Source organism: Caballeronia sp. PC1 (assembly GCF_021353155.1).
Classification (GTDB): domain Bacteria; phylum Pseudomonadota; class Gammaproteobacteria; order Burkholderiales; family Burkholderiaceae; genus Caballeronia; species Caballeronia cordobensis.
Window position 1 is genome coordinate 2,805,605 of record NZ_JAJUBH010000001.1, and the last position, 13,148, is coordinate 2,818,752.

Consider the following 13,148-nt stretch of genomic DNA (forward strand, 5'->3'; position numbering starts at 1 on the left):
CCCTCAGACTTCGGTGCGGGAAGGATCGACGGGCGTCCGCCCGGATTTATCCGAACCCTTTTCGGATCGATGCACGTGCGGCGACGCGCCTCGCACGAACAGCACCACGCACACCGCGAACATCGCCCAAACGCTGGCCACCACAACCCATGTGTTCATGCCCGTTGCTCTCCCAAGCCCGCGGATACGGCGCCTCGAATGGCGCGCGTTTCGTTTATATCGGCCGGTTGCGGTCAATTACTTAGGGGGTATCCAAAAAATTATCGGGTTAGGGAAAATACTAAGGGGGAACCGCCTGCGGCCCACGCGCGGTGCACCGCGGAAAGCCTTGTCGCATAAGGGTTTTGCAATGGTGCAACCCTAGCGAAAATCTCGGTTGCACCTTTTATATCAGCGGGGTACGATTCGCCAACTTTTTGGTCATTGGCCGGGTAGGCACGACCGGCAAACGAAGGAAATATGGCGAGCACAACCTTAGGCGTCAAAGTCGACGATTTGCTGCGTTCCCGGCTGAAGGATGCCGCGACGCGCCTCGAACGCACTCCGCACTGGCTGATCAAGCAGGCGATCTTCGCGTACCTGGAGCGCATCGAGCACGGGCAGCTTCCGCCCGAACTGTCGGGCGCGAACGGCTCGTCCGAGTTGACCGATGCCGCCCCCGTCGATGGCGACGAAGACGGCGCGCCGCATCCCTTCCTCGACTTCGCGCAGAACATTCAGCCGCAATCCGTGCTGCGCGCGGCGATCACGGCGGCGTACCGCCGGCCAGAGCCGGAGTGCGTGCCGTTCCTGATCGGTCAGGCGCGTCTGCCCGCGAACGTCTCCGCCGAAACCGAAAAGCTCGCGACCCGGCTCGTCGAAGCGCTGCGCGCGAAAAGCTCGGGCGGCGGCGTCGAAGGCCTGATCCACGAGTTTTCGCTGTCGAGCCAGGAAGGCGTCGCGTTGATGTGCCTCGCCGAAGCGCTCCTGCGCATTCCCGACCGCGCCACGCGCGACGCGCTCATCCGCGACAAGATCAGCAAGGGCGACTGGAAATCGCATATGGGCCAGGCGCCGTCGCTGTTCGTGAACGCCGCGACCTGGGGCCTCATGATCACCGGCAAGCTCGTGACGACCAACAGCGAAGCGGGCCTGAGCTCCGCGCTGACGCGTCTCATCGGCAAGGGCGGCGAGCCGCTGATCCGCAAGGGTGTCGACATGGCGATGCGCCTGATGGGCGAGCAGTTCGTCACCGGCGAGACCATTTCCGAAGCGCTCGCGAACAGCCGCAAATACGAAGCGCGCGGCTTCCGCTATTCCTACGACATGCTCGGCGAAGCCGCGACGACCGAAGAAGACGCGCAGCGCTACTACGCCTCCTACGAGCAGGCGATCCACGCGATCGGCAAGGCCGCGGGCGGGCGCGGCATCTACGAAGGCCCGGGCATTTCGATCAAGCTCTCCGCGCTGCATCCGCGCTATTCGCGCGCGCAGCAGGAACGCACGATGAACGAACTGCTGCCGCGCGTGCGCTCGCTCGCGCAACTGGCGCGCCGTTACGACATCGGCCTGAATATCGACGCTGAAGAAGCCGATCGCCTCGAACTGTCGCTCGATCTGCTCGAAGCGCTGTGCTTCGATCCGGAACTCGCGGGCTGGAACGGCATTGGTTTCGTGGTGCAGGGTTATCAGAAGCGCTGCCCGTTCGTGATCGACTATCTGATCGATCTCGCGCGCCGCAGCCGTCATCGCTTGATGATCCGCCTCGTGAAGGGCGCGTACTGGGATACTGAAATCAAGCGCGCGCAGGTCGATGGCCTCGAAGGCTATCCGGTCTACACGCGCAAGATCTACACGGACATCTCGTATCTCGCGTGCGCGAAGAAGCTGCTCGGCGCGCCCGATGCCGTGTATCCGCAATTCGCGACGCACAACGCGTTTACGCTGTCGGCGATCTATCACCTCGCGGGCCAGAATTACTATCCCGGCCAGTACGAGTTTCAGTGCCTGCACGGCATGGGCGAGCCGCTCTACGAAGAAGTCACGGGCCGCGACAAGCTGAATCGTCCGTGCCGCGTGTACGCGCCGGTCGGCACGCACGAAACGCTGCTCGCGTATCTCGTGCGCCGCCTGCTCGAGAACGGCGCGAACACGTCGTTCGTGAACCGCATCGCCGACGAGTCGATTCCGGTGAAGGAACTCGTGCGCGATCCGATCGACGAAGCGCAAGCCATCGTGCCGCTCGGCGCGCCGCACGCGAAGATTCCGCTGCCGCGCCAGCTTTACGGCAACGAGCGCCCCAATTCGATGGGCCTCGATCTGTCGAACGAGCATCGTCTGGCGTCGCTGTCGTCGGCGCTGCTGGCGAGCGCGAACCATGCGTGGCGCGCGGAGCCGATGCTCGAAGGCGGTTCCGTCGATAACGGCGCTCCCCGCGATGTGCGCAATCCGTCCGATTCGCGCGATCTCGTCGGAACCGTGGTCGAGGCATCGTCCGAGCAAGTGAGCGCCGCGATCGCCAACGCGGTTGCCGCCGCGCCGATCTGGCAGGCGACGCCCGTCGAAGACCGCGCCGATTGCCTCGCGCGCGCCGGCGATCTGCTCGAAGCGCAGATGCATACGCTGATGGGCCTCATCATCCGCGAGGCGGGCAAGTCGTTGCCGAACGCCATCGCCGAAATTCGCGAGGCGGTGGACTTCCTGCGCTATTACGCGTCGCAGATTCGCGCGGAGTTTTCCAACGACACGCATCGTCCGCTCGGTCCGGTCGTGTGTATCAGCCCGTGGAATTTCCCGCTCGCGATCTTCATGGGCCAGGTGGCCGCCGCGCTCGCCGCGGGCAATCCGGTGCTCGCGAAGCCCGCCGAGCAAACGCCGCTGATCGCCGCGCAAGCCGTGCGCATTCTGCGCGAAGCCGGCGTGCCGGCCGGCGCGGTGCAACTGCTGCCGGGCAATGGCGAAACCGTGGGTGCGGCGCTGGTCGCGGACCCGCGCACGCGCGCCGTGATGTTCACCGGTTCGACGGAAGTCGCGCGCCTCATAAACAAGACGTTGTCCGAACGCCTCGATTCCGATGGCCGTCCGATTCCGCTGATCGCCGAAACCGGCGGCCAGAACGCGATGATCGTCGATTCGTCGGCGCTCGCGGAACAGGTGGTCGCGGACGTGCTGCAGTCGTCGTTCGATTCGGCCGGCCAGCGCTGCTCGGCGCTGCGCGTGCTGTGCCTGCAAGACGACGTCGCCGATCGCACGCTCGAAATGCTGACCGGCGCGATGAACCAGCTCGCGGTCGGCAATCCGGATCGCCTTTCGACGGACGTAGGTCCCGTGATCGACGGCGACGCGAAGCGCGGCATCGATGCGCACATCGCCGGCATGCGCGACAAGGGCCGCAACGTCACGCAACTGCCGTTGCCCGACCACTGCGCGCAAGGCACGTTCGTTCCGCCGACGCTCATCGAGCTCGACAGCATCGACGAGCTCAAGCGCGAAGTGTTCGGCCCGGTGCTCCATGTGGTGCGTTATCGCCGTTCGAACCTTGATAAACTCCTCGACCAAATTCGCTCGACCGGTTACGGCCTTACGCTCGGCATCCATACGCGTATCGACGAAACCATTGCGCATGTAATCTCGCGGGCGCACGTGGGCAACATCTACGTGAACCGCAACGTGATCGGCGCGGTGGTCGGCGTGCAGCCGTTCGGCGGCGAAGGTTTGTCCGGAACGGGGCCGAAGGCGGGCGGCGCGCTGTACTTGCAGCGCTTGCTGGCGAAGCGTCCGACCGGCTTGCCGAAGTCGCTTGCGAGCACGCTGGTGGTCGATCAGTCGGCATCGAAGGACACCCCGTCCGCGTCGCTCACCGCGTTGCGCGACTGGGCGATCGGCGAGCGCGATCCGCAGACGGCCGCGCGCTGCGACGGCTATCTGCAACACGTGATGGCGGGCGCGACGGCCGTGCTGAACGGCCCGACCGGCGAGCGCAACACCTATACGCTCGGCGCGCGCGGCACGGTGCTGTGCGTGGCGGCGACGGCGAGCGGCGCGCGCGCGCAATTCGCCGCGGTGCTCGCGACGGGCAACCGCGCGCTGTTCAGCGGATCGGCGGGCGAGCAACTGGCGGCGTCGCTGCCTGCGTCGCTCAAACCGTACGCGCGGGTCGGCAAAGCAGCGGAAGATTTCGACGCCGTGCTGTTCGAAGGCGATAGCGACGAACTGCTTTCGCTCGTGAAGGAAGTCGCGAAGCGCACCGGGCCGATCGTATCGGTGCAGGGCGTGGCTGCGGGAGCGTTCGCCGACGCTGGCCACGACGGCGAAGACTACGCGCTCGAACGTCTGCTGACGGAACGCTCGGTGAGCGTGAACACGGCGGCGGCGGGCGGCAATGCGAATTTGATGACGATCGGTTGAGACACCCCTCGAACGCTCGATTCAAACGAATTCAAACAAGCGGCAGCGGGCACGGCGATCCCGGCAAGAGCTGCCATCCACACTGGAACAAGGAGAAGCTATGAAGCACACGATGACCAAGCTGGCAGCGGCCATGACGCTCGTCGGCCTGTCGGTCGCGGGGACCGCAGTTGCGCAGCAAGTCGAGGACGTGAAGGTCGGTTACGCCGGACCGCTGACGGGCGCGCAGGCGCACTACGGCAAGGACATGCAGAACGGCATCACGCTCGCCGTCGAAGATTTCAACGCCACGAAGCCGACGATCGGCGGCAAGCAAGTGCGCATCGTGCTGGATTCGGCGGACGATCAGGCGGACCCGCGCACGGGCACGACCGTCGCGCAGCGCCTCGTCGACGAAGGCATCAAGGGCATGCTTGGCCACTTCAACTCGGGCACGACGATTCCCGCATCGCGCATCTACGCGAACGCGGGCATCCCCGAAATCGCGATGGCGACCGCGCCGGAATACACGACGCAAGGCTTCAAGACGGCCTTCCGCATGATGACCTCCGACACGCAGCAAGGCTCGGTCGCGGGTGAATTCGCGGTGAAGAACCTGAAGGTGAAGAAGATCGCGATCGTCGATGACCGCACGGCTTACGGCCAGGGTCTCGCCGACCAGTTCGAGAAGGCCGCGAAGGCGGCGGGCGGCACGATCGTCGTGCGCGAGTTCACGAACGACAAGGCGGTGGACTTCAAGGCGATTCTGACCAAGATCAAGTCGATGAATCCGGACCTCGTGTACTACGGCGGCGCGGATTCGCAAGCCGGCCCGATGGTCAAGCAGATGAAGACGCTCGGCTTCCGCGCGCCGCTGATGGCGGGCGAAATGGTGAAGACCGACACCTTCATCAAGATCGCGGGCGACGCGGCGGACGGCACGGTGGCATCGCTCGCCGGCCTGCCGATGGACGAAATGCCGGGCGGCGCGGATTATTCGGCGAAGTACAAGAAGCGCTTCAACGAAGACGTGCAGACGTACTCGCCGTACGCCTACGACGGCGCAATGGCGATGTTCACGGCAATGAAGGCCGCGAACTCGACGGACCCGGCGAAGTATCTGCCGTTCCTCGCGAAGACGGACATGCAGGGCGTGACGGCGAAGCACCTGTCGTACGACTCGAAGGGCGATCTGAAGAACGGCGGCATTACGCTGTATAAGGTCGTCGGCGGCAGGTGGACGACGCTGCAGAGCGTGGGCGGGAAGTAAGACTCCGGTCTTCTTAAGCCTTCGATCAGAACGGCTCGGTTCGCGTAAGCGGCCGGGCCGTTTTTCGTCGAGGCACACGCCCGCTCAGGTTGTGCGGACTTTCTCGGCCACCGGACCCTTCTGGCCGATGCCCTCCTGAAAACTGACTTCCATGCCCTTGTAGACATCGTCGAAGTCCGCGTCGATCAAGGCGGAGCAATAGAAGAACAGGTTCTCCTTTGCGCCTTCCGGCCGGATGAATCCATAGCCGTTCAGCACGCTGGCGATGGTTCCTGTTTTCCAGTCGTCGTCCCCGGCGCTGAGCGATTGAATCACGTTCTTCTGCCGCTGGAAAAGCGAGTTCAACGCTTCCCGCTCGTCGCCTTGAGCGTTGTCCATCCGGTCGATGACGTCGGACATCATGACCGGATAAGCCACCTCGTTGAAAAGCAACTGGCTCGGCCGCGTGCCCTTTTGCTCGCCCGTGGCGTCTTCATAGGCAAAGGACCAGCCGAGCGCCAATACCGGCATGCCAAGCGCCTTGAGCTTGCGCGCGAGCGGAATGTAGTCGCTGTCGCCAGCGATCAGCACGGCAACATCGAACCGCTTCTCCGCCGCCATTTCGTATGCTTCGAGTGCGAGCCATACGTCGATGCCCTTTTCTTTCCCGGCGAAGTTCATGGGAAGGTAATGGGTCGTGACGTTCTCTTTCATGAGAAAGTCTTCGAACACACGCTCCCTGTACAGCATGTCTAGTCCTTTCTCGACGCTTTGCTGAGCCGAAAACCGTCCGCGAAAATAATGCAATTCGACGAGGTGGCAGTCCTTCGGATTCAGATCGTTTTCGAGGGCGATTTTGTACCGGATGTAATCGTGAAGTCCGCGCACAGATATCCACGCGTTCTTCTTATGCTGATGCATGTAGTACTTTCGCACCACGTCGAGATAGTTGCCGTCATAGAATATGCCGACCCTGAGGAACCGTTTCGTGGCGAGGGGTATTGGAGTTGACACCAATGGACTGCCTCCGTACGTAGGCTGGGCAAGACAGTGTCGTAAGTGTGTCGATGAATATAAAGATGAAAATGCTTAATAATGCCTTTCTATGCGTGCGGTGAAGCAGCTATTTTGAACCGATGGTCAATGAGATTCTTGCCTTTGTGGAAGTTGAATTGACGGTCGTCCATTAACGATTGCCGAAAAGCGACGACAAGCAATCCTGATTGATTCGAGCGCAGTCCGCGCGTGGGCTATCGATCTGGGCGCTTATTACCCGTCACCATCGCGCGAATCAGGTTCTCTCGCGTCCAGAAACTCATCAGTACTGCTGCAACGACATGCACGCACACGCACACCTCGACGGCAATCGACAGCCACGTGTGAATCTCCTGCGGCCAGTCCTCGCCCCAGAACGCATCGAGTCGCATGATCCAGCCCGACACCGCGAGCGCGAGAATCAGAAACCACAGCAAAAGCGCCATCAATCCGCCGAGCGGATTGTGCGATACGTGATGCACCGGCTTGCCCCTTGCAAGCGAGCGCAGATATTCGGAGAGATGTGAAAACGTCGGCCACCACGCGGCAAAGCGCGCATGACGCGAGCCGACGAAGCCCCACGCGATCCGCGCCACGACAAGCCCCGCCGCGACGTAACCGAGCAGGCGATGCGTGGAATCCGTCGGACCGAACAGATTCCACAGCACGATGCCCGCGACGACCCAGTGCGTCAGCCGGACGAAGCCGTCCCAGACTTTCACCGCGCGCGCGTCACTCGACTTCCGACTTCACGACAGCCAGCGTCTTCGTGTCGTAATAAATCTCGACCTTCTTGCCGTCCTTGTCGTGGCCGTAGATCTCGTAGCAGTTTCCATCGACCTTGAATTTGCGAATCTTGTAGCCTTGCGCCTCGAGCTGCGCCTTGGCGTCCGATTCCTTCATCCACTCGCTCTTCGGATGCGCCGTGCAGTCCGCCTTCGCGAACGCCGCGCCCGAAAAACCCAATGCCAACGACAAAGCCAGAACCTTAAGCATCGCTAACTCCCGGTGGTTTCGAACTGGCTACTCTACTGCCACCGGATGCGCGCCGCAAGCAAATCGAAAGTTTGTCCGCTAGCGCTGGCCTTGCTGGCGAATTTGTTCGAGTGTCGCGCCCGGCGTGCTCTGATCCTGCGGAATACGGATTTCGATGACCGCCGGCAGCCCCGAAGCCTGCGCGCGCTCGAACGCGGGCATGAACTGATCGGTCGTCTCGACGAGTTCGCCATGCGCGCCGAACGCGCGTGCGTACGCGACGAAGTCCGGATTCGTGAGCCCCGTGCCATGCACGCGATTCGGATAATGCCGCTCCTGATGCATGCGGATCGTGCCGTACTGCGCGTTGTTCACGACGATGAAAATCACCGCGAGCCCGTACTGCATCGCCGTGGCGATTTCGTTGCTCGACATCATGAAGCAGCCGTCGCCCGCAAACGCGATCACCGTGCGCGCCGGATAAAGCGACTTCGCGGCGATCGCGGCGGGCACGCCGTAGCCCATCGCACCGCTCGTCGGCGCAACCTGCGAGCGGAAATGCCGGTACGAATAGTGCCGATGCAGCCACGTCGCGTAATTGCCCGCGCCGTTCGTGAGGATCGAGTCGGCGGGAATCGTCTCTGCGAGCTGACGCATGATTTCGCCGAGCTGAACGTCGCCGAGCATCGGGCGCGGCGTGCGCCATTCGAGGTACGCCGCGTGCGCCGCTTCGGCGCTGCCGGCCCATGAGACGCTGGTGGGCGGCTCCAGTGAGGCCAGAAGAGAGGCGATTTCGGGCATGCCCGACACGATCGGCAGATCGGCGCTGTACACGCGGCCGAGCTCTTCCGCGCCCTGATGCACGTGGATGAGCGTCTGCTTCGTCTTCGGAATATCGAGCAGCGTGTAGCCGCCGGTCGTCGATTCGCCCATGCGCGGGCCGAGCACGAAGAGCACGTCGGCATCGCGCACGCGCGCGGCGAGCGCCGGATTGATGCCCAGGCCGACATCGCCCGCATAGTTCGCATGCTCGTTGGACAGCGTGTCCTGATAGCGGAACGCGCAGCCCACCGGCAGTTTCCATCGCTCGACGAAGCGCGCGAAGTCCTGCGTCGCCTCGGCGGTCCAGCCGCTGCCGCCCGCGATCACGAACGGCTTCTTGGCGTTCGCGAGCAATTCGCTCAGACGCGTCATCTGCGCCGCCGAAGGCGACGCCGCCACGCGCTGATAACGCGGCGCGGGCGGCGCGGCGTCGACGGCTTCGGTCAGCATGTCTTCGGGCAACGCGAGCACGACCGGCCCCGGACGGCCCGATGTCGCCGTGTGAAACGCATGACTCATGTATTCCGGCACGCGGCGCGGATCGTCGATCTGCGCGACCCACTTTGCCATTTGCCCGAACATGCGCCGGTAGTCGATTTCCTGAAACGCTTCGCGGTCCATGTGCTCCCGCGCGCATTGGCCGATGAGCAGGATCATCGGCGTCGAATCCTGAAACGCGGTGTGCACGCCGATCGACGCGTGCGTCGCGCCCGGCCCGCGCGTGACGATCGCGATGCCCGGCTTGCCCGTCAGCTTGCCGACCGCCTCGGCCATGTTCGCCGCGGCCGCCTCGTGGCGGCAGACGATCGTCTGAATCTGCGAGGTTTCGTCGTGAAGGGAATCGAGGACCGCAAGGAAGCTTTCTCCGGGCACGCAAAACACGCGTTCGACGCCGTGATGCGCGAGCGCATCGACGAGAAGACGCGCACCGGTGGTCTGAATCTGAGCGGGGACAGCGGACGCCATGCGAAGAAGTCTCCTTTTTTGAGTGTCCAGGCAGTCGCGAGCGCGAGCCGGACCGTGAGCGAATTGCCCTAAAGCTTACGCCCACGCGCCGATGTCCGGAACGAAGCGAGGCGGAATCTTTTTCCGGCGACGCGCACGTTTGCGCCGGCCCCGCATGTCCATCAGCCGAAATACCCCTTTTTCTCACCTTTTATCCAGCGATGGGCAAACGCTCAAGTTCGCAATAATGGCTTCACTGAAAAGCGGGCACGGCAATAACGCAGAACGTGCCGCTGGCTAAAGATCGCAGTCTCACACCTCATCGGGGGCAAGTTTGAACATTCGTAAATTCATCGGCGCGAACAGCCGCGACGCATTGCGCCAGGTTCGTGAAGCGCTCGGACCCGATGCCGTGGTGTTGTCCAATCGCACGCTGGATGATGGCTCCGTCGAGATCGTCGGTGTCGCGGACAGCGATATCGCCTCGATCTCGCCCGCCGCGAAGGAACAGGCCGCGCGTTCGTCCGGCACGTCGCGCGCCGCGCTCGCCGCCGCCGCGGCTGCGATGCCGGTCAAGCAGTCCGCCGCCAATCCGTATGCGAGCGGCGACGTGTTCTCGTCGGTCTTCGGCGCGAACACCGATGCCGACGACGAATTTCACGCCGAGCCCGAAGCCCACGCCGACGACGAACCCCCGCGCACGATGGCCGACACGAATCCGTGGCTGATCGAGCACGCGAAGCGCATCGCGCAACAGGCGTCGATGCCGTCGAACCGCCCGCTCACGGCGTCCGCGGCGATCGCGCGCGGCATGGGCGTGCCGGTGCCGGCTTCCGCACAGGAAGCGCGCGCCGCAAAAGCGCCGGAAGCCGGCAAGTACGCGATGCGTCAGCAAGCCAGGCGCGCCGAAGCGGCCGTCGAGCCGAAAGTCGAAACGCCCGAATGGGCGCGCGAAGCCGCGCAAGTCGCCGCGCGCCGCGCCGCGCAGAAGATCAACGCAAGCGCGCCGCACGCCGATGCGCCCGTGGCGAGCCAGGCGAGCGCCACGCCCGAGCACCCGTTCGAAGGCTTGCCCGCGAACGCGGCGGCCGTCGTCACGGAAGCGATCCGTGCGCGCATGGAGCAAGTCGTCAACGACACCGTGATGAACGAGCTCTCGTCGATGCGCACCATGATGGAAGAGCACTTCTCCGGTCTGCTCTGGGGCGAGCGTCAGCGCCGCAACCCGACGGGCAGCGCGCTCACGAAGCGTCTTTTCTCCGCCGGCTTCTCGGCGCAGCTCGTGCGCATGATGGTGGAGAACATGCCGGAGATGGAGAGCGTGGAAGGCGCGCTCGAATGGGTGCAGCAAGTGCTCGAATCGAATATCCCGGTGATGGACAGCGAAGACGCGCTGATGGAGCGCGGCGGTGCGTTCGCGCTGATGGGCCCGACGGGCGTCGGCAAGACCACGACCACCGCGAAGCTCGCGGCGCGCTGCGTGATGCGCTTCGGCGCAAGCAAGGTCGCGCTGCTCACGACCGACAGCTACCGGATCGGCGCGCACGAACAACTGCGCATCTTCGGCAAGATTCTCGGCGTTTCGGTTCACGCGGTGAAGGACGCCGCCGACCTGCAGCTCGCACTGTCCGAACTGCGCAACAAACATATCGTGCTCATCGACACCATCGGCATGAGCCAGCGCGATCGCATGGTGTCCGACCAGATCGCGATGCTGTGCGGCGCGGGTCATCCGGTCCAGCGCATTTTGCTGCTCAACGCGACGAGCCACGGCGACACGCTCAACGAAGTCGTGCAGGCCTACAAGAGCGCGCCGGATCAGCCGCCGCTCGCGGGCTGCATTCTCACGAAGCTCGACGAAGCGACCAATCTCGGCGGCGTGCTCGATACGGTCATCCGCTACAAGCTGCCCGTGCACTACGTTTCGACGGGCCAGAAGGTGCCGGAGAACCTGTACGTCGCGACCAAGCGGTTTCTGATCAAGAGCGCGTTCTGCATTCCGCGCGACGGCTCGCCGTTCGTGCCGCAGGACGAAGAAGTGCCGGCGCTGCTCTCCGCGTTGTCGGCGCGTGCCTCGACCGAAATGCATGGGGTGCACTTTGGATAAGTTCGTGCTCGACCAGGCGGAAGGTCTGCGACGGCTCCTCACCCGCGCCGGTTCGCGCGTGGTGGCGGTCGCGGGCGGTCCGGCGGGCATCGGATGCACGTCGGCGGTGGCGAATCTCGGCGCGGCGCTGTCCGTGCATGGCAAGGACGTGCTCGTGATCGACGAGCATCGCGACGCAGGATCGATCAGCCGTCTCGCGGGCCTCGACGATGCGGGCGCGCTCGCCGCGGTGATGTCCGGCCGCCGCGCGCTCACGGAGGTTGTCGAGCGCACGCCGCTCGGCTTCTCGCTGATGGCCGCGCCGCGCGATGAACGCATCGTTCACGACGCAGCGCAGTGCCGCGCCCTGCTCGACGGTCCCGCGGACATCGTGCTGATCGATGCGCAACTCGATCGCCACGGCGCGCTGTCGACGCTCGCGGCGCAGGCGCATGACTTTCTCGTCGTGACGCGGGTGGCCGCGTCCGCGATCACCGAGGCGTATGCGTGCATGAAGCGCCTGCACTACGCCCATGCGATCGGCCAGTTCCGCGTGCTGATCAATCACGTTCAGAACCCGGCCGACGCGGCGGTCGCGTTCGACAACCTGTCGGGCGTCGCGAGCCGGTATCTGGCCGTGTCGCTCGTGCAGGCGGGATATGTGTCCGAGGATGCGCGCGTCGCTCGGGCGAAGGAACTCTCACGCTGCGCAGTCGAAGCGTTCCCGGCCACGGCCGCGGCGCGCGACTACCGCGCGATCGCGGCGGAGCTCCTGCACTGGCCGATGCGCCCCACGCCGTATCCGGCGAAAGCGGATGGCCAGAAGAACGCGCGCAACCCGGTAGGCGACTCTGACCACGGCTTGCGAGAGGTTTTGTTTTCCGCGCATGCAATGAGCAGCACGGCGTCGATGTGATCAAGATAGGTGACCAAGATGTATAACGCCCAAGGCAAACTCTCACAGTCGGAAGTGCTGACGAAATATGCGCCGCTCGTACGCCGGCTGGGGCTTCAGCTCGTCGCCAAGATGCCGGCGAGCGTCGATCTCGACGATCTGATTCAGGCCGGCATGATCGGCCTCCTGGACGCGGCGAGCCGCTATAAGGAAGATCAGGGCGCGCAGTTCGAAACCTACGCGAGCCAGCGCATTCGCGGCGCGATGCTCGACGAACTGCGCGCGAACGACTGGCTGCCGCGCAGCATGCGCAAGACGTCGCGCGAAGTCGAATCGGCGGTGCACAAGGTCGAGCAGAACCTCGGCCGCTCGGCGAGCGAGACGGAGATCGCGGACCACATGAAGTTGCCGCTCGACGAATATCAGTCGATGCTGCAGGACTTGCACGGCAGCCAGCTGATCTATTACGAAGACTTCGACCGCTCCGCCGACGACGAGCCGTTCCTCGACCGTTATTGCGTCGATCGCTCGGACCCGCTCTCCGCGCTGCTCGATGACAGCCTGCGCGGCGCGCTGATCGAAGCCATCGACAAGCTGCCGGAACGCGAGAAGCTCCTGATGAGCCTCTACTACGAACGCGGCCTGAACCTGCGCGAAATCGGCGCAGTGATGGAAGTGAGCGAATCGCGCGTGTGCCAGTTGCACAGCCAGGCGGTCGCGCGCCTGCGCACGAAGCTGCGCGAGCAGGCGTGGACGAGCGTCGAAGCCTGAGGCTT

At 64.1% G+C, this 13,148-nt stretch carries 10 protein-coding genes; 5 read left to right on the top strand and 5 right to left on the bottom strand.

What is annotated here, in order from left to right:
* Window positions 1-3: 3 nt before the first annotated feature.
* Window positions 4-159, bottom strand: a complete 156-nt coding sequence (locus tag LY284_RS13400) for a hypothetical protein (RefSeq protein WP_233386699.1) — start codon at window positions 157-159, stop codon at window positions 4-6.
* Between the two features lie 300 nt (window positions 160-459).
* Between LY284_RS13400 and putA the strand changes: the two genes are divergently transcribed.
* Window positions 460-4,386: a trifunctional transcriptional regulator/proline dehydrogenase/L-glutamate gamma-semialdehyde dehydrogenase gene (putA, locus tag LY284_RS13405; RefSeq protein ID WP_233386707.1), complete on the top strand. Its 3,927-nt coding sequence runs from the start codon at window positions 460-462 to the stop codon at window positions 4,384-4,386.
* 100 nt (window positions 4,387-4,486) lie between these two features.
* Window positions 4,487-5,635, top strand: coding sequence for a branched-chain amino acid ABC transporter substrate-binding protein (locus tag LY284_RS13410; RefSeq protein ID WP_233386710.1), 1,149 nt, complete (start codon window positions 4,487-4,489; stop codon window positions 5,633-5,635).
* Window positions 5,636-5,719: 84 nt separating this feature from the next.
* Here the strand turns inward: LY284_RS13410 and LY284_RS13415 are convergent, their stop codons facing one another.
* From LY284_RS13415 to LY284_RS13430, 4 genes are all read right to left on the bottom strand, one after another.
* Window positions 5,720-6,628 (bottom strand): NYN domain-containing protein, encoded by a 909-nt coding sequence (locus LY284_RS13415; protein WP_309243184.1) that lies wholly within the window; start codon window positions 6,626-6,628, stop codon window positions 5,720-5,722.
* 236 nt (window positions 6,629-6,864) lie between these two features.
* The gene (locus LY284_RS13420) at window positions 6,865-7,371 is read right to left on the bottom strand and encodes a cytochrome b/b6 domain-containing protein (protein ID WP_233386714.1); all 507 of its coding nucleotides are present in this window, start codon (window positions 7,369-7,371) and stop codon (window positions 6,865-6,867) included.
* A gap of 10 nt (window positions 7,372-7,381) precedes the next feature.
* Entirely contained in the window at window positions 7,382-7,645 is a 264-nt protein-coding gene (locus LY284_RS13425) for a PepSY domain-containing protein (protein ID WP_061158588.1), read from the bottom strand.
* Between the two features lie 78 nt (window positions 7,646-7,723).
* Window positions 7,724-9,412: a thiamine pyrophosphate-binding protein gene (locus LY284_RS13430; RefSeq protein ID WP_014192663.1), complete on the bottom strand. Its 1,689-nt coding sequence runs from the start codon at window positions 9,410-9,412 to the stop codon at window positions 7,724-7,726.
* Between the two features lie 313 nt (window positions 9,413-9,725).
* Between LY284_RS13430 and flhF the strand changes: the two genes are divergently transcribed.
* From flhF to LY284_RS13445, 3 genes are read left to right on the top strand one after another with little or no spacing between them, the layout of a single operon-like run.
* The gene (gene flhF, locus LY284_RS13435; protein ID WP_233386716.1) at window positions 9,726-11,498 is read left to right on the top strand and encodes a flagellar biosynthesis protein FlhF; all 1,773 of its coding nucleotides are present in this window, start codon (window positions 9,726-9,728) and stop codon (window positions 11,496-11,498) included.
* A complete protein-coding gene (locus LY284_RS13440; protein ID WP_014192661.1) occupies window positions 11,491-12,393 on the top strand; it encodes a flagellar biosynthesis protein FlhG in 903 nt (300 codons plus the stop codon). The genes flhF and LY284_RS13440 overlap by 8 nt, the downstream gene beginning before the upstream one ends.
* An 18-nt stretch (window positions 12,394-12,411) precedes the next feature.
* Window positions 12,412-13,143, top strand: a complete 732-nt coding sequence (locus tag LY284_RS13445) for an RNA polymerase sigma factor FliA (RefSeq protein WP_014192660.1) — start codon at window positions 12,412-12,414, stop codon at window positions 13,141-13,143.
* The last annotated feature ends 5 nt before the right edge of the window (window positions 13,144-13,148 follow it).